Annotated in this window: 13 protein-coding genes and 8 pseudogenes; 8 read left to right on the plus strand and 13 right to left on the minus strand. The window is 34.8% G+C overall.

Features of this window, described 5'->3' with window-relative positions; translation table 11 throughout:
- Positions 1-76 precede the first annotated feature (76 nt).
- Positions 77-1294: an MFS transporter gene (locus NMD99_RS07810; protein ID WP_309166137.1), complete on the plus strand. Its 1218-nt coding sequence runs from the start codon at positions 77-79 to the stop codon at positions 1292-1294.
- Positions 1295-1537: 243 nt separating this feature from the next.
- Here NMD99_RS07810 and NMD99_RS07815 read toward each other — a convergent pair whose 3' ends face one another.
- From NMD99_RS07815 to secG, 4 genes and pseudogenes are all read right to left on the minus strand, one after another.
- Entirely contained in the window at positions 1538-2719 is a 1182-nt protein-coding gene (locus NMD99_RS07815) for a WD_0033/WD_0034 family tandem repeat-containing protein (protein WP_265017585.1), read from the minus strand.
- Between the two features lie 601 nt (positions 2720-3320).
- Entirely contained in the window at positions 3321-3740 is a 420-nt protein-coding gene (locus tag NMD99_RS07820) for a nucleoside deaminase (protein WP_253307249.1), read from the minus strand.
- A gap of 41 nt (positions 3741-3781) precedes the next feature.
- Positions 3782-5384 (minus strand): annotated as a pseudogene (locus NMD99_RS07825) (CTP synthase).
- Complete coding sequence (gene secG / locus NMD99_RS07830) at positions 5384-5704, minus strand: preprotein translocase subunit SecG (protein WP_264732556.1); 321 nt, start codon at positions 5702-5704, stop codon at positions 5384-5386. Before secG ends, NMD99_RS07825 begins: the two are co-directional and overlap by 1 nt.
- Positions 5705-5848: 144 nt before the next feature.
- Between secG and NMD99_RS07835 the strand changes: the two genes are divergently transcribed.
- Both NMD99_RS07835 and NMD99_RS07840 read left to right on the plus strand, forming a co-directional pair.
- Positions 5849-6364 carry a gamma carbonic anhydrase family protein gene (locus NMD99_RS07835; RefSeq protein ID WP_253307252.1) on the plus strand — a complete coding sequence of 172 codons (516 nt, stop codon included), beginning with the start codon at positions 5849-5851 and terminating at the stop codon, positions 6362-6364.
- A gap of 10 nt (positions 6365-6374) precedes the next feature.
- Positions 6375-6583, plus strand: a pseudogene (locus NMD99_RS07840) (IS256 family transposase); the annotation flags it as partial.
- Between the two features lie 86 nt (positions 6584-6669).
- Here the strand turns inward: NMD99_RS07840 and trpS are convergent.
- From trpS to NMD99_RS07865, 5 genes and pseudogenes are all read right to left on the minus strand, one after another.
- A complete protein-coding gene (trpS, locus tag NMD99_RS07845; protein WP_264688393.1) occupies positions 6670-7668 on the minus strand; it encodes a tryptophan--tRNA ligase in 999 nt (332 codons plus the stop codon).
- 17 nt (positions 7669-7685) lie between these two features.
- Positions 7686-8255: a nucleotide exchange factor GrpE gene (locus NMD99_RS07850; RefSeq protein WP_253307254.1), complete on the minus strand. Its 570-nt coding sequence runs from the start codon at positions 8253-8255 to the stop codon at positions 7686-7688.
- Positions 8256-8316: 61 nt separating this feature from the next.
- Positions 8317-9303 carry a polyprenyl synthetase family protein gene (locus tag NMD99_RS07855; RefSeq protein WP_253307255.1) on the minus strand — a complete coding sequence of 329 codons (987 nt, stop codon included), beginning with the start codon at positions 9301-9303 and terminating at the stop codon, positions 8317-8319.
- 11 nt (positions 9304-9314) lie between these two features.
- Positions 9315-9635 (minus strand): 30S ribosomal protein S16, encoded by a 321-nt coding sequence (gene rpsP, locus NMD99_RS07860; RefSeq protein ID WP_253307256.1) that lies wholly within the window; start codon positions 9633-9635, stop codon positions 9315-9317.
- Between the two features lie 376 nt (positions 9636-10011).
- A pseudogene (locus NMD99_RS07865) lies at positions 10012-11819 on the minus strand (peptidylprolyl isomerase).
- A gap of 337 nt (positions 11820-12156) precedes the next feature.
- On the opposite strand from NMD99_RS07865, the pseudogene NMD99_RS07870 reads away from it, so the two are divergent.
- Together NMD99_RS07870 and rho are read left to right on the plus strand one after the other, a co-directional pair.
- A pseudogene (locus tag NMD99_RS07870) lies at positions 12157-12764 on the plus strand (cell cycle transcriptional regulator TrcR).
- Positions 12765-12956: 192 nt separating this feature from the next.
- Positions 12957-14359, plus strand: a pseudogene (gene rho / locus NMD99_RS07875) (transcription termination factor Rho).
- Between the two features lie 121 nt (positions 14360-14480).
- On the opposite strand, the pseudogene NMD99_RS07880 reads toward rho, so the two are convergent.
- The 3 pseudogenes from NMD99_RS07880 to NMD99_RS07890 form a co-directional block, all read right to left on the minus strand.
- Positions 14481-14633: pseudogene (locus NMD99_RS07880) on the minus strand (IS4 family transposase); the annotation flags it as partial.
- Positions 14634-14958: 325 nt separating this feature from the next.
- Positions 14959-15750, minus strand: a pseudogene (locus NMD99_RS07885) (aspartate carbamoyltransferase catalytic subunit).
- 202 nt (positions 15751-15952) lie between these two features.
- Positions 15953-16977: pseudogene (locus tag NMD99_RS07890) on the minus strand (extracellular solute-binding protein).
- Between the two features lie 959 nt (positions 16978-17936).
- Between NMD99_RS07890 and NMD99_RS07895 the strand changes: the two are divergent.
- From NMD99_RS07895 to NMD99_RS07905, 3 genes are all read left to right on the plus strand, one after another.
- Entirely contained in the window at positions 17937-18533 is a 597-nt protein-coding gene (locus tag NMD99_RS07895; protein WP_309166143.1) for a hypothetical protein, read from the plus strand.
- A 235-nt stretch (positions 18534-18768) separates the two neighbouring features.
- A complete protein-coding gene (locus NMD99_RS07900) occupies positions 18769-18897 on the plus strand; it encodes a hypothetical protein (RefSeq protein WP_309166144.1) in 129 nt (42 codons plus the stop codon).
- A 124-nt stretch (positions 18898-19021) separates the two neighbouring features.
- Positions 19022-19279 (plus strand): hypothetical protein, encoded by a 258-nt coding sequence (locus NMD99_RS07905; protein WP_309166145.1) that lies wholly within the window; start codon positions 19022-19024, stop codon positions 19277-19279.
- 178 nt (positions 19280-19457) lie between these two features.
- On the opposite strand, the gene NMD99_RS07910 is transcribed toward NMD99_RS07905, so the two are convergent.
- Complete coding sequence (locus NMD99_RS07910) at positions 19458-19625, minus strand: hypothetical protein (RefSeq protein ID WP_265017346.1); 168 nt, start codon at positions 19623-19625, stop codon at positions 19458-19460.
- Positions 19626-19912 lie beyond the last annotated feature (287 nt).

The raw sequence follows: 19912 nt of genomic DNA on the forward strand, positions 1-19912 counted from the left end.
GTCAAACCTCCATTTTTTTATATCAATTTATTACTTTTTTTTCGGTTTGACACAGTTTATTTAACACTCCCATCGTTTGATCGGTAATGCTAACTACGTCAACTTACTTATTGCCGATTTTATTTCCAGTTTAGGTGATTGGATGATAATACCCATTATTGCCTCATTATTCATCTATGATATTGGCTTACCATCACAAATGCTCGCTATTGTTGAGATTGCTATGGCAGCTCCAAGCGTCTTTTTTGGTTCAATTATAGGAGTATCAGTAGATAATAAAAATCCAATACCTATTTTGATTTATTCTGATGTTTTTCGAGCAGCTTTATCTATTATTTTGTATTTTTCAGCTTATCATTATAAGATAATTTTGTTACTACTATTCTTAGAGGGAATATGCCGTTGTTTTTTCTTACCTTCTAGACAAATAGCATTAAAAGTAATGGTTCTTAATGATTTATTGCCAAGAGCATCAGGTTTTTTGCATACCTCGAACCAATTTGCAAAAATTATTGGTCCTGCATTCGGCGGTTTGTTGATCTTATATTGTGATATAGATTTTCTGTTTATTGTTAATGCCTTCACTTTTTTAGTATCTGCATGCTTTATTAAAGCTATTAGCTTACCTGTGGAATTTACAGAAACAAAATTAACTAATAATAAGGTTAGTAAATTGTCTTTTATATATAAGAAGCTGATAAATGTGGGCAATACAATTAAAAATAATAAACTTTTAAATGTTGTTATTATTAACAGTGCATTAAGATTTGCCATAATATTTGTATTCGATTTTTATATAATAGTTTTAAACAAATTCATGAATTTTAATGCATCAATATATGCAATAGCAATAAGTGCTATTGGAGTAGGTAGTGTTGTCGGTTCAGTAATAGTTACTACTTATATTGCCCGTTTTAGATATATTGCATTAATTTCTGCAGGGCAAATCTTTGGTGGGTTATTATTATTGCTTTTAGGGTTATTGGCTTTTTATCAGATAAATTTGTCTGTATATTTTTATGTATTAATATGGCTTTTATTTGGGATAACAGGAGCACTTATTAATATACCATACGCTATTCTATTACAGACGGAAGTTGAACAAAATATAATAGGCTCAGTTTCTGCATTCAGTGAATCTATTCAAAACTTTTTCATGATTATATCTCCTTTAATTGGTGCATTGTTAACCAATTTTATTACGATTGATATAATGTTTTTACTAGTTGGTTTGTTGTTAGTATTGCTAGGGCTATCATTAATAATGAATAATCAAAGGTTATCACTTAAGTGACCTTACCCAGAAAAAGTGGAGAGAAAGTTGAGACGTTTTATAGTATAGCTCTTTTCACAATAATCCGATCACTATACGCTGCTTGCCTACTGACTTCCACCATAGCCATGAATCCGTATCTTACCTAATTTGGATTATTATGAGAAGGGCTATAAGTTAATGATTTATAGATTCTTCCAAAGAAATTATCTCATTTTACTTTTTTAAAAAATTTACTTGATGATTATGACCATTTTTTTTGATTTATATTGGGTTTAAAGAAGATTCAATAATTGGCTGTTCTACATCTCTCACTTTCTCGAGCTTGGTATTTGGCTTGAACGAATTGTACAGTGCAAAACCTATACACGCTAATCCAACTATTCCCCCAATCACCGCTATGGCATACATTTTCAATATACAAGCTACAATACCACAGACTAGTAATGCCGCACCAACACTACCAGCCAAGATTGCTCGTCTTTGTTGCATTGATGGTTTTTCTTTTTTGTCTGCAGTATTTTCTTTGCTAGATCCATTATCAAAACATGCAGCAGAAGAAAGGCTGTTGGAAGCATTTGGCTCTTGTATGTCAGTTTCTGTTACAGCAGTTTCATTTTTTTCGCATATTCCAGTATTATCGAGCTTTTCTATTGAAGCAGCGATGTGCTCTATAGCTATTGTATTACTTTCATTACTATTTTCGCATGGCTCAAGATATTTATGTTCTATAGATTCTTCAAGACTACTTTCATTATTATTTTCATATGCGTTAGCCGGTGCCTCGATATTACCGATAGTATCTTGAAGCACTTTTTCACTTCTAGCTGTAGTAGTTTTGGCTGTTACAACAGTGGGCTGCTGGGTTGCTCTCTTATTAAGAATATTTCCCAGTTCTCTTACAGCTTCACTATTTTCACACGCTTCAGCATAGGTGAATGGGGTGTAAGTCATTTCCTTGCTATTTGAATGTTTTATAATTATTCTCTTTTTTAGAATATCTTTCAAAATACCATTTTCCTCAGAGATCTTTAACACTGCTCTAATCATGTCATTGTCTCTACGTGATATAGCATCTGTAAGTATTGTATGAATTTCTTCCCGACCATCTGAATGTTTTGTGGTCATCTCTTCATTCAGAACTTCCTTTAATAGTTTTTGTTTTTTGGCTTCTTCTAAAAGATCTTTTACAGCTTGATTATTTTTATGACTTATAGCATAATGTAGTAGTGACAACGTCTCCTCTCTACCATGATACTCGTAAGTTATTTTTGCTAAAAGAATTGTGCTTGCGTTATAGCTGGACTTTTTGAATATTCCATTTTTGAACTTTTCGGCAACACCTTCCCCTTCTTCTATTTTTCTTGCTAGTTTTTGTATATTCTTTCTATCTTTATCTGTTAACTCATATATATCACATACTAATGTCAGTTTTGACGTTTTCATAATGTTTTCCCCTATTAAGATTTATTGATTTAGTGGTAGTAGTTGCAGTTGCTCACCCCATAAAGTTGGTGCTTTCTTTCAATCAAAGGTATTCTACTGTTTTAAATTCCATGTAAAGATTTAGCTTATCTTTTACATCTAAACAGCATTAACACGATTTGCCTTTTTGTAGATGAGTAATTCTCTAGGGATTATCCTATTGAATTCTATGATATTATTTTTTGTAACATTGTCTAAAGTGCCCAGACACTGGGATCCAGCTTCTATGCAACTTAATTAAAAACGTTTGTTTTAGCGTAAGACAACTACCTTTAGCTCATCAGCTCAGTTATAAGCAAAATTTCTGGATCCCAGTGTCTGGGCACTGGGATGACACCATTTGCTGTGCAATTTACCTTCAAAAATGAATGTTCGTACAGCTATGTGTCAGCTACTTGCATGACACCCTGCTGGTGGGACAATGTTTGTATAGTTGTGCGTCACGCGCTGGAATGACGAATTACTTAACCGTCATACCGTCACGGTATCTCCTAGCATAGATCCCGCTAACACGTAGCGGGATGACGAATTTGTATCGGAAAACAAGTAGCATGACGGTTTGTCAAATGTCTCTCAGTTTCTCAAAAAAATCCTTTAACAAAAAAGAGCATTCTGTTTCTAATATCCCACCATAAACTTCAGGTATATGGCTGCAAAATTGAAATATCTTAGCACCATTTTCAATTCCTCCACCTTTTGGATTATAAGCTCCAAAGTACAATCGTTTAATCCTGGCAAAGGAAATAGCTTGAGCACACATCGGACATGGTTCTAATGTTACGTATATGTCAGAATCATAAAGCGTTGAAGTTGAGAGCAACTCACATGCCTGCTTGATCGCTAACATCTCTGCATGTGCAGTTGGATCGTTGGATATGTTGTGTGCAGAAGAAACGACATTGCTTCCACTAACTATTACGGCACCTATGGGAACCTCATCATTTTTTTGAGCAAGTTTGGCTTGCTCTATGGCAAGCTCCATATATTGATACTTGAACACTTTCCTTTGCTAATCTTCTTTTTTTAAATTTTATTAACTGCTGCCTTAATAAACGATATAAAAAGAGGATGAGGAGAAAACGGCTTTGATTGAAACTCTGGATGAAACTGCACACCAATAAACCACGGATGACTCTCTAACTCCACTGCCTCTATACATGTTCCATCTTCTGATATGCCACTGCATAGCAGCCCATTTTTTTCCAAATCATCTTTATAATCTGAATTGATTATGTATCTATGTCTGTGTCTTTCTGAAATAGTAGTGTTACTATATGCATCCATCATTTTAGAGCTTGCATTTATATTACATTTGTATGCCCCAAGTCTCATGGTTCCACCAAGATCGTCATCTTGATCGCCAGCTAACTTAACGATTGGATGTTTACAGTTATGAAATTCTTCAGAGTGTGCATCTTCAAGCTTAACAACATTACGAGCAAACTCAATAATTGCAAGCTGCATACCAAGGCAAATTCCGAAAAATGGGATATTATTTGTACGGGCATAATTTATTGCTAATATTTTACTCTCTACTCCGTCATCACCAAACCCCCCTGGGACAAGAATTGCATGAGAATTCTGTAACTTCTCCCCTATAAGCTTTTCATTTATAGGTTTTTCTTCCTTCTCTCTTGAGTTAACCCAATTTATCTTTACTTTGACTTTATTACTAATCGCACCATGATTTAATGCTTCAACTAGTGATTTATACGCATCAGGGAATTCGGTGTATTTTCCCACTATAGACACAGTAACTTCCTGTGTTGGGTGCCTTATGGAATGCACTATTTGATCCCATTCAATCAAGCTTGGTTTTGGCTCACTTAAATGAAAGTGCTCCAAAATTTGCGTATCAAGCCCACATTGGCTATACAACACCGGTAACTCATATATATGACTCACATCAGGAGCAGGTATCACATTGGACAAAGAAACATTGCAAAGCTTAGCTATTTTCTCTCTGATTATCGAAAATTTCTTTCTCACTGCGGCATAATATAATATCTGGTTGTAACCCCGCGGAATTTAACTCTCGAACTGAATGCTGCGTTGGTTTTGTCTTTAATTCTTGCGCTGCGGCAAGATATGGTATTAAAGTTAAGTGAATAAGGATAACTCTTTGTTTTCCTAATGTGTAGTTAACTTGGCGTATAGCCTCCAAAAATGGTTGGCTTTCAATGTCACCTACAGTTCCGCCTATTTCACATATTACAAGATCTAAACCTTCCGTACCATTAAAAATGAACGATTTGATTAAATCTGTCACATGAGGAATGACTTGCACAGTTTTGCCCAGATAATCACCACGCCTCTCTTTCTTCAACAACTCATGATATATCTTACCAGTTGTTATATTGTCATCTTTTGTTGCTTTAATTCCAGTAAAACGCTCATAATGCCCAAGATCCAAATCAGTTTCAGCACCATCCTCGGTAACAAACACCTCTCCGTGCTGAGTTGGGTTCATTGTCCCAGGATCAATGTTGAGATACGGGTCAAGTTTTCTGATACGGATCTTAAAACCGTAAGCTTGAAGAAGCGCACCAACGCTTGAAGCAACTAAGCCTTTACCAAGCGATGACACAACTCCACCTGTGACAAAGATAAATTTAGCTTCCTTCATTAATTTTCAAATGGAACAGAAGTAGGTTCACTTTCTTGCTTTTTTTCTAATATAATTTTCTCTGCAATCGATTTTTTATGTACGTCTTTTGAATATAATCCTGACAATAGCAATGTGTTTATAATAAACAATCCAGCAACAATAGCCGTTATTCTGCTGAGCGGGTTTTCAGAAGATTTTACCGGAATCATCGAATTGACTCCCTGTTGTGTATTACTAAAACCACTTAACGAACTACTCCCAGGCGGCTGCAAGAGCACTAAAATTACTAACACAACAACCAATATTACTTGAAATATACTTAATACCGCTACTGACATTATAGATAGAGCTGAAAATAAAAATTTTAGGAGCATAAAGTGCATAAGTCAAGAACATCTGTCACCCAAGTAGCTTGGAATCTAAGTATGTATTTACTGCCTACCTTATTTTGGTTAGCATATGCATAAAACTGTGGGCTTAATATGTATCACATTTTAAAATACAAAGATTATGAACCAAAAATAGACGAAAGTGCTTTCATCGCAGGTGGTTCGCATATCATAGGCAAGGTTGAAATAGGAAAAGATGCGAGCATCTGGTTTAATTGTGTGGTCAGAGGGGACGTTGGATCAATAAAAATAGGTGATGGAACAAATATTCAAGATGGAACGGTAATTCATGTGGATAGAAACCCAGGTGGTGATACAACTATTGGCAATATGGTAACAGTGGGACATTTTTGTATGTTGCATGCATGTATGGTGCATGATAAAGCGTTTATTGGTATGGGCTCTACCGTGATGGACCATGCAGTTGTGGAGCCTGAAGCTATGGTAGCTGCTGGCTCGCTAGTGACACATGGAAAAGTAATAAAAAGTGGGGAAATATGGGCTGGCAGGCCAGCAAAGTTCTTCAAAAAAATGTCGAATGAAGAAATTAAACATATTACACAATCAGCACAAAATTATATTATGCTAATGAAGGAATATAAAAATTAAAGTTCGCGTGAGGCTAATTTATACTACCAACCCTATTGAGGGACTGCATAGACAGATTAGAAAATTCACTAAAACTAAGGGCTCATTTACTAGCTTGTACAAACAGGTATATTGTGCTATAAAAAAGGCAGAGCAAAATTGGACTATCCTAATTGGGCTTTAACTATATCTCAACTTGATATTTTCTTTCCTGGTAGATTGAAAATTGAGTTGAGTTAAAAATGCGGTTTGACACACTTTTTTGAACATTTCCTTATTGCCTGTTTTTACAATTTTGAATTGATTCCTTAGGTTATGCAAGAGGTCTATTGAGCAAATCCAATAATATCCTTGATTTCTTTTATATTATGGGTTGCAATTTCTGCTGCTTTCTTTGTACCTTTTTTTAATATTTCACGTAAATGGAATTGGTCTTTTAAAAGATCATTCATTCTCTCACGTATGGGTGATATAACACTGATAATTAAATCAGCTAACTCTTTTTTGAAGTGCTTCATGTCATGTTTGTTCACTTCTTCACATACTTTTTCCGCATTTACATTACTAAGCACTGAATAAATGTTTATCAAATTGCTTATTTCTGGTCGGCACTCTAAAGTAGCAAAATCAAAGCCTAGAATTGAATCTGTTTTTGCTTTTTCTATTTTTTTGACAATTAAATCATCCGTATCATCAAGGTTAATGCACGAATATTCTGAAGGGTCAGATTTACTCATCTTGCTTGTGCCATCTCTTAAGCTCATTATTCTTGATGTGCAATCCAAAGTTAAGATTTCAGGTACGATGAAATAATCCAGTTTATAATGATTGTTAAAAGCTGATGCAATATCACGTGCAAGCTCCAAATGCTGTTTTTGATCATCACCAACAGGAACGTATTTAGTTTGATACAACAATATATCTGCAGCCATAAGTACTGGATAACTATATAATCCAAGAGAGGCTTTTTGTTTATCGCCGCCAGCTTTATCTTTAAATTGAGTCATGCGATTAAGCCAACCAATTGGTGTATAGCACCCAAGCAGCCAGCCCAGTTCTGCATGACCACTAACCGTGGACTGATTAAAAATAATGGACTTTTCTGGATCTATTCCACATGCAATATAAGCTGCTGCTGTTTTGAAAATATTACTTTTTAATTCACTTGCGGGAAGCTTATTTGCTGTGATTGCATGTAGGTCGACAATACAAAAAAGAGATTTGTATTTATGCTGTAAGTCTATCCACTGTTTGATTGCACCAAGATAATTACCTAAATGTAGTACGCCACTTGGCTGGATACCTGAAAAGACAATACTTGTCATTATACATTTACCTCATGCTAATCGCTTCCACAATCAGCAGATTTCTTAGAAAGAATAACCATTGCAGGACGGAGCAACCTATTTTTGATAGTATAACCAGTCTGTAGTACTTCTATAATAGTGCCAGGCTCTTTTTCATTGTCTTCTCTTTCCACAACAGCTTGGTGTAAATTACTATCAAAAAGCTCACCAAGTGGATCTACTTCCTCTATTCCATGTTTTTTTAGATCATTTATAATTTTTTGATAAGCTACTTTAATCCCCTCATGAACAGGATCACCGTCTTTCAAAATTTCCATTACTTTTTTTAAATTGTCGCACGAGTCGATCATATCACGTGCAAATTTTGTGACTGCATAGTCACTTGCATCGCTAATTTGCTTTTGCATTATACGTTTGACGTTTTCATTATCTGCAACAGCACGGCGTAAATGATCTTCAAGCTGAGCTGCACGTTCTTTTAATGTATTGAGATCTTCATTTAAATCATCAGTTTGCTTATGGTTATCACTTTGTTGGTCGTCACCTTTCTGCCTATTTACCATATCGGCAAATTTCCTCTTTTTTTCTTTACTACTGTCTGACATATCACTATCCTTAAGAATCTAATAAATATATAGCAATTAATTCGAAAATATCAAGCACCAGCTACATTTGTCTTTCTATGCTCGCATTTAAAAAGTCAATTAAAGTAATTTTATAAAAAGAATCAGAAAAAGTACTAATATCATTTTGTGCCATATTAATGTAGTATCTAGCTTTTTCCATAGAAAGCTGAATGGCATTATGGTGATTAATATAGTGTAATGCTTGGTCAAAATTGTGTCTAGCTGAAGAAAAGCATTTTTCCCAGAATTTTTGCTCTGCTGGACTGCCCTTTTCGTATGCTATAATAGCAGGTAAGGTGACTTTACCTTCGAAAAAGTCTTTTCCGACTTGTTTTCCAGAAGTGCCTTGATTAGCAGTATAATCGAGCATATCATCAACTATTTGAAATGCCATACCAAAATTAAAACCAAAATTCTTTAGCCTCTCTGTTTCGTCATTTGTTGCACCAGATACTGTAGATGCAGCTTCACAGCATGCAGAAAATAAAGATGCTGTCTTTTCTCCAATGATATCAAAATAATTTTCCCTGACTGTGTGGGGGTCAAAACGTGTTGTCATCTGCTTTATTTCACCCTTCACAAGTAAATGCGATGCTTTAGATAAAATAGAGAGAATATTTAAATTTCCACACTCTATAAGCCATCTAAATGCTAGAGTCAACAATAGATCACCAACTAAAATGCTTGATTTATTTCCCCAAATCTTATTCGCTGTTTTAACTCCATGGCGTGCCTCACTTTCATCGAGCACATCATCATGAAGTAAAGTAGCATTGTGTATAAACTCTACCGATGCAGCAACGTTGATCCTATCCTCCCCAGAATAGTTTAGCATTTTACATATAATAAAAACTAGTTTAGGCCTTATTTTTTTTCCACCTGAACTAACAAGATGAGATATAATATCAGTAGCAAGCTTAGCACCTTCATCATTGACATTTTTGAAGATAAAGTCCTTCATAGCTGATAGATCAGAAGATACGACATCGTCTAATTTACCATTATTTGTTAAATCAGTATTTAGCATTTTAAAGAGACTTATGCTTCTTGTCCCTGTGCTTTCTCGTTCTCTACTTTCTTCTTTTCTGTTTTCTTTGGTTCTGTTTCTAAAGTTACTATGCCTTTTTTAATGAACCATAGTACTCTTTCAGTTGCTTGCGCGCCTACGCTTAGCCAATGTTTTAATCTATCAGCCTTCACCACAACACGATTTTTATTGTCTTTTGGTAACATTGGATCATATTGTCCTATTTTCTCAATAAAACGCCCATCTCTTGGTGCTCGTGAATCAGCTACAACTATCCTATAAAAAGGGCGTTTCTTTGCGCCAAACCTTGCCAACCTTATTTTAACTACCATGTTAACCTTTATTCATATATTAGTCACAATTTTATACAATGAGCCGTTTTAAGTCAAATGAATTATACAACTTTTGCACCTTATAATATAATTACCAATAATGTAGGGCAGCGCCGGGCGCACAGCTATACGAACATTCATTTTTGAAGGTAAATTGCACAGCAAATGGTGTCATTCCAGTCTGGAATCCAGCCTTTTCATAATCATTAAAACGTTGTATTTTAACATAAAACGGCTACTTTTATACTTAATAAAATTCCTGGATCCCAGACTGGGATGACATCCTTCCTAGTGAAGATTGCTCTCAAATCGCAATGTTCGTACAGTTGTGTGTCTCGGCACTGGATGCGTTTGAAGCAACTTATAAGATTTTTGACTATATATCATCAAGTATAGCGTGATTAACTTCGACTTTATACTTTGATTCCAGATAGCTAATTAATTGCTCTTTTAGCGATATCATCACACGTTTTCCGGTGTCAAGCGTGTTTAATTTACCATTTGATGAATGCATTTCTTTTAGAACACCTATTATAATTTCATTATTGTATTGAATAGGGTCTGTCACTGAACCAGTTGTTTTCATATTGAAAATCTCTTCTACAAAAGAAAAGGGGTAGTTTTGTTGATCCACTTCATTGCGTTGCATCTGCTGACCTTTAACTAATTCCACACCTTGAATTTCTTCCAAATCTGTTTTTTCTCTTAGTTGAACTGCAACCTCTTGCCCAATTTTAAACATTCTTTCTTTTATAAACTCACTACACCAAAGCTCTACCGCTAATGCCCTGCCTTCTTCAAAACTTTGCAATTTGGGTGGAACGATATCAATGATTTTTACACTAACAACAGCGTCCCCAACGCCCTTGAAATAACCTTTCTGATCCTTTTCTCGCGAAAAAATGAAAGAAATCAAATCACCAGAATCTCCTACGTTATTACCGCTTTGATCTTTTCCACTCGCATCTACTGGACCAATAGTTTGTATAGGTAAATTATATTCACTCAATATTTCTTCAATTTCTGAACCATTGTATATCTTATAGTTCACTTGGTTTATGAAATCATTGACTCTTTCAAAAGACTTTTGGTTAGTTAGAACTGACTTTATGTCTTTTTTTAAATCAACTAAGTCTTCATCAGAGATTTGATGCGCACTTTCCACTTTTATTATATGCCAACCAAAACTGCTTGCTAAAACTTCACTTACTTCACCTACTTTGAGAGCAAATACCTTTTCCCTCACGTCTTCTGGTAAAAAATCCTTAGTTATATTATTTACTCTAGTTTCCTCAAGTTTTGCTTTGCCAAACTCTCCTACTATCTGTTCAAAGCTTGTTTTACCCTCCTCAAATGCTCTTCTTGCTGTCTCAGCTTCTTCTTTGGTAGAAAATATTACATTGAATACATCTCTTTGATCTTTTAGTTCCTGTTGTTCTATTATACCATCAACTTCTTCATCTGAGATCTTGATTTGATCTTCAAAATACTTTTGGCCTAGGGAAATATATTGCGCAGTTCGATACTCAGGATAATAAAAATGGGATTTATTTCTTTCGTACAAATCAAGTAATGCTTGATCATCTGGTTCAGGAATGTTTGTAACTGCATCTTCAGTTATTTTAACAATATCAACCACTCTAGTTTGGTAGCGACTTTTGTATATCTGCTCATCAACTCTCTCGCCAAAAGTTACCGGATAATTATCTTTAAATAACGAAGTCATGAACATCATTGCAGGCAGAACTTTCTCTAGCTTTGCTATATACTCTTTCTCTGTCATATGCAGGTCATTTAGCGTTTCATGGAATTTATTTTTGTCAAATTCGCCTTTATCATTTTGAAAGTATTTGGTATTTTTAATATGGTTTTTTATAGACTCTTCTCAACTGTCAACCCCAGCTCACTAATTAGGTTAAACAATAGTTTTTGCTCTATAAGTGCGTTAAGCAAATCATATTTCAGCTTTTTTACTTGTTCTCTACTCGCATCAGATCCAGAAATTTGCTTTTCATAATTTTGATATAGTGATTTATACTCATCTGACGTTATAACTTCTTTTCCAACCCTAGCTACCTCTTCTTTTTCATCATCACCTGATAAAAGGTTGCCAATTCCCATGAAGACTAATAAGCAAGCTAAAAGGACAACGGTTACTTTAGTGAAAAAATTTTTAACATTCATTTTAAACTCAGTTAATTAATGGTTAATTATAGAATAGTGATAATTTAATTCTTGTAAACCTGTTGCTTTATTAGCCAATATATATAATATTACAATATATTAACTTAAAATTTAACTCTTTTCTTAAATAGAAACATATGTTTGACTAAGTTATACTATACCTTAAGAAGGGAAAATATTTTTTTGAATCGTTTGAAATATGCTTAAACGTAAGCGCATTTAATTAACTTAAGAGGTGGGAAGTGACAAACAAAAAGTCATTGAATGACAAAATTAATGCTTTTTTAGTTTTAATAGCTTATATTTTAGCTCTGTATAACAGTAAGGGATACTTTAAATGGGAGATGCTTTTTTGATGTCAATGGAATCTTCTAAGGGCAATAACGATGGAAATAAACAGTTTCTAATGCAAATAGCTGCTTGGTTAGTAGACAACACTGGTTTAACTTTTAATCAAATAGCACAATGCTGTAGGTTGGCCCTTGAAGAAGTACAAGACATAGCTGATGAGGAAATAGAAGTTGAAAAATATAACCCTATTATTTCTGGGGTAATTACTGAAAAAGAAATCGATGATTGCAAAAAAAATTCAAACCGTGTACCAAATTTGATTATAAAAAATATAAAAAAAGGAGTAAAGCGATTGGTAGCATTCTTGGCTTTGCCTCTACGGCAAGGCGTAGAGATAAACCTGATGCGATTTATTATTTAGTAAAAAAATTTCCTATCTTGGATAATAACGTTATAGCTAAATTAATTAGTACAACAAATTACACAGTTGAGCAAGTAAGAGATGGATCTCATCATAACATGCAAAATATAAAACCCCAAGATCCTGTACTACTTGGCTTATGTAGTCAAGAAAATTTAGAAGCAGAAGTGGAAAAAGCAAAAGTAGAAGAAGAGAAGCAAGAAAGGTTAAAAAATATAAAGAATAGCTATTGAAAATCCTCAAATTTTTGTGCTTTGTTAACATTAAATTAACTTGACTTGCTAGTGTTTATTAGTATAATGTAAGTAAAGTACGGGGTTTAATAATAATTAAGCTTAATACGCACTAAAACTAGCTCAGCCTAATTTATTATCTTATAGTCACATTTTAGGTTAGTAAGCATCAATTAAAATTTTTGGAGGATTATGACAACAATCAATGAAGATGTTTTGGCAAAAGGAAAGGTTACAGCTCAACCTGAAAAAAGTGAGCAAATTCACAATAACGATACAGTAAAACAGATGGTCAATGAAGGTACTAGAAAAACAGAAAAACATTAGATCTGAGCGAATTAAAAGAGAAAACAGCAGAAGAATTGTTAGAGTTAGCTGAAGAAAGAAAAATTTCAACTAACGGTAAAAGCAATGGTAGAATGCTAAAGCAGGAAATGATATTCAGCTTAATGAAGAAAATGAGCGAAGAAGGAGGCATAACCACAGGGAGTGGAATAGTGGAAATATTGCCTGATGGTTTCGGTTTCTTACGTTCAGCAAGTGCAAATTATGCTCCAAGTACCGATGATGTTTATATTTCTAACGGGCAAATAAAGAAGTTTAATTTACGTACAGGAGATATGGCATGTGGAGAAATAAGGCCACCTGGTGATAAAGAAAGATATTTTACTTTAACTAAGGTTCAAAGTATAAACTCTACTGAAGTCAGTGAATTAAGAAAGTACGTCCATTTTGATAATTTGCTTCCTCTTTATCCTGAGGAAAGCATAGTACTTGAGTGTAATAGTGGTGATGATAAAAAAGGCTTAAGCATGCGTGCTATAGATATAGTAGCTCCTCTTGGAAAAGGGCAAAGAGCGTTAGTAGTTGCTCCACCTCGCACAGGAAAAACTGTATTGCTTCAGCAAATGGCTAACTCTATAGCTATAAATCACCCTGAAATAGAATTAATAGTGTTACTTATAGATGAAAGACCTGAAGAAGTAACAGATATGATACGTTCTGTAAAAGGTGAGGTAGTGAGTTCTACGTTTGATGAGCCTGCTTACCGTCACGTACAGCTTGCTGAAATAGTAATAGAAAAAGCTAAAAGAATGGTTGAGCATAAAAAAGATGTGGTAATCCTACTTGACAATATTACTAGACTTGCACGTGCTTATAACGCTGTTATTCCTTCGTCTGGGAAAGTTCTAACTGGTGGTGTGGATTCAAATGCACTGCAGAGACCCAAGCGTTTTTTTGGAGCGGCTCGTAATATTGAAAATGGTGGTTCTTTGACAATCATTGCTACAGCTCTTATAGACACTGGTTCAAAAATGGATGAGGTTATTTTTGAAGAGTTTAAAGGTACAGGAAACGCTGAGATTATACTTGATAGAAAACTTTCTGATAAACGTATATTTCCAGCTATTGACATTACAAAATCCGGAACAAGGAAGGAAGAGCTATTAGTTGATAAGGCTATACTAAATAAAATATGGGTGTTGCGTAGAATACTCAATCCTATGGGATCTGTTGAAGCAATGGAATTTTTACGTGACAAACTACTTTTAACAAAGAGCAATGCTGACTTTTTTAACTCCATGAATCACTAAAAGTAAGCCAGTTATGATGGATATGCTGAGCAAAAAGTAAAACGCTTTTATAGTTAAAATAATTGTATCCGTTCAGGCAATGGCGAACTTAGGGAGCGTTAAATAAACTATACGCGTCAAGTTAAGAAGCAAAGGTAAGAAAATTCAATGAACTTAAGGTGGATACTCTAGTCTTTCTATATCTGTCTTTCACAGAAAATTGTGACCAGTTTGTGGTAAGTTTTTTCAGGAAAATTCTCAAATTATTAATTTTGCTGCTTAACGCTAAAAACAAGTAACCGTTCACGGATTGTGAGAATGAATAAAGAACTAAGCAGTCGTAACTTTTGGAAGGGATTTTGGCCATTGAGACGTGATGTCAAAAATATCGACAACATTCTTCCACGAACCTTTCCCCACGTTCCAACCAGGTGAAAAAGCTGTTTTTACGATAGCCGTCTAATTTGCCGTTCTGCAAGGTTGTTGATTGACTTCAGGCTTTCGTAAAAACTTCCACACTATATCCTCGGCCTTAACATCTTAATGGCCATTCTCAAACCATTCTCGTCATTTCATGAAAAAACCCTTCTTTCGCATTAGTTGTGTAGCATCTTTTAATATTAACAAGGCCTATAATAGTGCAGCACTGCCTTACGTATTGCCAATCCAAATTCTACTTGCTGTAAAATAACACAATCTGCTACATCGCTGCTAATCTCAATCCCTCTATTTATTGGCCCTGGGTGCATAACAATCGCATCTGGTTTTGCGTATGATAGCTTTTGTGAATCAAGTCCATACAAATGAAAATATTCTTTCTCTGAAGGAACAAAACAACTATTATTCATGCGCTCTTTCTGCAGTCTTAAAAGCATGATTACATCAGCATCCTTTATACCTTCAATTAATGAATAATGGACTGAATCTACTTCAGGAAAATGCTTACAAATCAAAGTTGGTGGTGCGACCAAGCTTATCTCTGCTCCAAACATTTTTAGCAACCTTATATTTGACCTTGCAACTCTGCTGTGCAGAATATCTCCACATATCACAACTTTGAGATCCTTTATTTGCTTTTTATGACTGCTGATTACAAGATAATCTGCAAGAGCTTGAGTTGGGTGTTCACTGCTTCCATCGCCTGCGTTGATTAGCGAGCAGCTAACATTCTTAGCCAGCATATTAACAATACCGCTATTTTTTTGCCTGATTATTATATAGTCAGGATTCATTGCATTTAATGTTTTGATCATGTCTTTTAGATCTTCTCCCTTGTTAATAGAAGAAGATCTTATTGGCAAAGTTACAACATTTGCTCCAAGGCTTTTTGCTGCTATTTCAAAACTTAGTTATATTTTCTACATCATCGACTGTAAGGTCTGAATGTTTAACAAATTCCTTCTCTTGTGCATAGTTTCCTTTTCAACTACTTGAACCTATTCTACTTTCTTATTATTGTTTTTCAATAGACCTTTGTGCAGCAATTGTTTTGGTGAAAGAACAGAAAAAGATAGTAAAGTCAAAATTAAGTTAGAAGGAAGAAAAAGTTCAGCGAGTCAAGAGTAAGGTACATTAGCATAAATCTTTCATCCCAGTGTTCAGTGGCACTGGGGATTACTTCCACTTACACTCATCCGCTATCATAACAGCCTCAAGAAGATGCTTCTCAAGTTCACTTAGAGGTAAATCACTTTGTGGATAATTTCCCCAAGACTTTAGTATATCGGAAGTTTCAACGCCTTCAATAACAGGGTATTCTTGGTTTTTTTTAGCGTATAGCTCTTGAGCCTGCTTGCTTACTAAAAATTCCAATAAGACTATAGCATTTTCCCTGTTTTTTGCGTTTTTTGTTACTGCTGCACCACTGATGTTTACCATTACGCCGTGATCATTGCGATTAGGAAAAAAGCCCCTAGTTTGTCTATAACATTCTTTTTATTTTCTGATGAAAGAATTCTTGCAAAGTAATAACTATTTACTATTGCAACATCTCCTTCACCAGCAGCTACAGCATAAATTTGGTCAGTATCACCACCACTTGGTTTTCTTGCCATATTACTCACAATTCCACTTACCCATTCTTTCGTCTTTTCAAAACCATTATTTGCAATCATAAAAGCAATCAATGACCGGTTATATGGACTTGTAGAAGAACGCACTAATATTTTTCCTTTCCATTTTTCATTTGCTAAATCTTCATAAGTACTTAAGTTTTTAGGATTTACTGACTCTTTATTATAAACTAATATTCTGGTTCTTTTTGTAAGGCCAAACCAATAATCTTCACTATCTCTAAATTTTGCAGGTATAACACTTTTTAAAATCTCTGAATCCACTTGAGATAAAAGCCCTCTTTTTTTTGCCAAAATCAGGTTCACTGCATCTGCAGTTAAAAGCAAGTCAGCTTCACCGCCATTTTCCATGCGTGAAAGTAGCTGAGAATAATCATCAATGATGTAACGTACTTTAATGCCTGTATTTTTTGTAAATTCATCAAATAAAGTACGTACTAATTCTTCTTTGCGCGATGAATAGACATTCACTACTTGTGAATTGTCAGTTCCGCTGTTTTTATACAAAAAAGTAATGACTATTAATACAACTGCTATTAAGGATGTGAATATAAAGGCTTTTTTCATATTGGATAAAAAATAACTTCTTTCAGTTAAAGATACTCAAATAGCGCAATCTTAGCAAGTGTAAAATTCGTTAGATGTAGCTAATATAATTTGGATTTACCGAAGTCAATGTATGAAATAATCGAAATTGTCATTCCAGCGCGTGACGCTAGGCCATAAAACCTACTTGACAAACTCCGTCAGCCCCCTTATCATGAAACTGAAGGTATTCAGTTATCTTCATCTGTGCAGATTAAACAGCAAAAAAACAACGTAGTTGGCGTCTTATTTTTAATTTTTTGCACTATGTGCACCTTATGTCTTCACAACATTTCTAGGTTTTTACCTACACAAGCTGAAACGCGCTTATAAAGCGTTTAAGACAGTATAGTACGCCAATTTGCAGGATTAGAGAGTGATAACTAGCTAACACGGGGTTTCTTTTGCCTTTTTTTCTGCTTAGTAAATTTCTTAAACATTTGAACTAAGGTGAGCTGCACTTAAAAGCAGCTAAATTGCAGTGTTTAAGACTTAAAAAAACGCCAATACAGAAAATAGACAATGACCAGGGCCTCTTTTGCCTTTTTTTTCGTTTGGTAAATTTCTTAAATATTTATGGCTAAACGACAACCGTCATCCCGCTACGTGTTAGCGGATCTGGAGATACCGCGGCGGTATGACGTAGGGCTACAGGTGTCATCCCAGTGCCCAGACACTGGAATCCAGAAAACTTAACTTTAAATAAGTGGCTGCATGATAAAGACTAGATCCCAGTGTCACGCACTGGGATGACATCATAGGGGCGCTGGGATGACACCCTGACAATCGTCATCCCGCTACGTGTTAGCGGCTAAGAGATACCGCGGCGGTATGACGTATTACTTATTATAGCTATAGTTCTACATGAATTACAAAAGTAATATTTACTAGATCTTAATATTTTAGATCTATATTTTAATAAATAATGAGCTGTAATTAGTATGAATGATCCATTTAAAAGTGAGAACTATAAAAAAAATCTCGACTCCTTGATAGAAGCTATAAAGCTGAAAAATATTGGTGAACAATATAATAAAACAGTGAGAGATTTATCCCAGACATTAGAGAGTTTTACAGATAAGGCAGAAGATGTAGCTAAGTTTGTTATATGTAGTGACTTGAATAATTATATAGAACCGGTGAACAAAAAGCCATCAGGTTTTTTTGGAATATTCAAGGAAACATTTAATAAAATCTTGGGAAAAGATGCTTCAATTCAGGATAACGATATAAGAAATTTTGCTAATGATAAATTGCCCAGTCTTGCTGAAAAAATAACATTCGAATACCTAAATGTTTTAAAGAAAATTTCAGATTTAGAGCAAAGTAAAAAAAATCAGGAGGAACATAGATTGTATGGAGTGAACTTAGAGGATAGAACAGCGTCAAAGCAAGAAGAAAATCCTTTATATGATCTACAAGCAGGAGATTCAGGCTATGGAAGTTCATTAAATGAAGAGCATGAATATGAAGACATATCACATTATAAGAGAAAAAGCAAAAGGAAAATCCTTTATATGAGCAGAGAGAAGATTTAGGCTATGGAAGTTTATTAAATGAAGAGCATGAATATGAAGACATATCAAATTATAAGAGAAGAAGAGTAAAATTTTAATAGAAAATTCGCAGAGTTCAAAATCGCCCAAAGAAGAGCCAATTTATGCAACAGTTTCTAAAGAACATATAGAGGCAAAAAGAAAACGTAAGCAGAAACAACAACCTCAATCCCTCGTACTACCAAAACCACCAAGAGCATCGCAAGTGCCAAAAAAAATGTTTACTACTGGTCAAGAAGTTAGACAAGAATCGAAAGTGGTAGTCAAAGATAAACCTGCAGTACCGCCAAAGCCTAAAAATCTAAACCGTGCTGATAAAAAAGTAAGCACAGAGCCAAAAGTATAGAAGTAATTCTTAAAAAATCAGCTAAAGTAAACCTACAGTACCACTAAAATCTGAAAATCAAGACAATAGGAAATCAGCACAAAAAGCTGCTGGTAAGGCGATACCAAAAGTAGCAGCAGCTACTATGAAAGGAGGAGCTAATCGCGAGATGGGCAGTAAAGTAAAGGCATTAAAAGAAAAATTTGAGCAAAATCAAGCAAAAGGAAATGCTAATGTACGGCTTGCTGAAAGCAAAACTACCCCAGCAGCACAAGCGGATATCGGTGTGAAGAAAAAACAATCTCATTCATTTCTAACAGAGAATAAAAGATCTGCAACGAAACACATAACAGCAAAATTATCCAAAATCTCATGTCAGAAAAAATCCCCCCCACACAAGTAAGTGTTAAGGAAATGGTTGCACAAATTGAGAAAGGAAAAGGAGGAAGATAGTAACATTTGGGAAAAAAACATATGGTCAAGTCAAGAGATTGTGAGCAAACTTAGGAAGTTATAGCTAAACTGACTGTATCTGTTCAGAGGAGTGGCTAATGTGCAAATATTGAAGCAAAGTGCGTGACTCACAGCTGTACGAACATTGCAATATGGCACATAGTAAACGATGTCATCCCAGTGCCCAGACACTGGGATCCAGTTTTCCATATAATCTCATCGAAAATGTTGTAATCACTTTCTGTGCTAGTTTGCTTGTTCACAAGCAAACTTTTCTGGTTCCCAGTGTCAAGCACTGGGATGACATCATAGGGACACTGGGATCTAGGGAATGTTCAAAAAACTGTGTCAAATCAACTCATACACTTCATTACCAACTTCATGATGAAGTTCTGCAGTTGGATGGAAATAATCAAAAAAGAAATAATCCTTTAGTGTTTCTTCGCTACCCCAGGGTTATAGTGAACGTCAAATTCCCCTTTAAATATCAACTTTAAGAGTATTTTTATATTTTCTTTAAATCTCCCCAAATTTTGGTCTGCAATGTTCGATGTGCATGCATCTTGACAATTTAAACCTTTGC

The organism is Wolbachia endosymbiont of Listronotus oregonensis (genome assembly GCF_031205055.1).
In the GTDB taxonomy this organism is placed as follows: Bacteria; Pseudomonadota; Alphaproteobacteria; order Rickettsiales; family Anaplasmataceae; genus Wolbachia.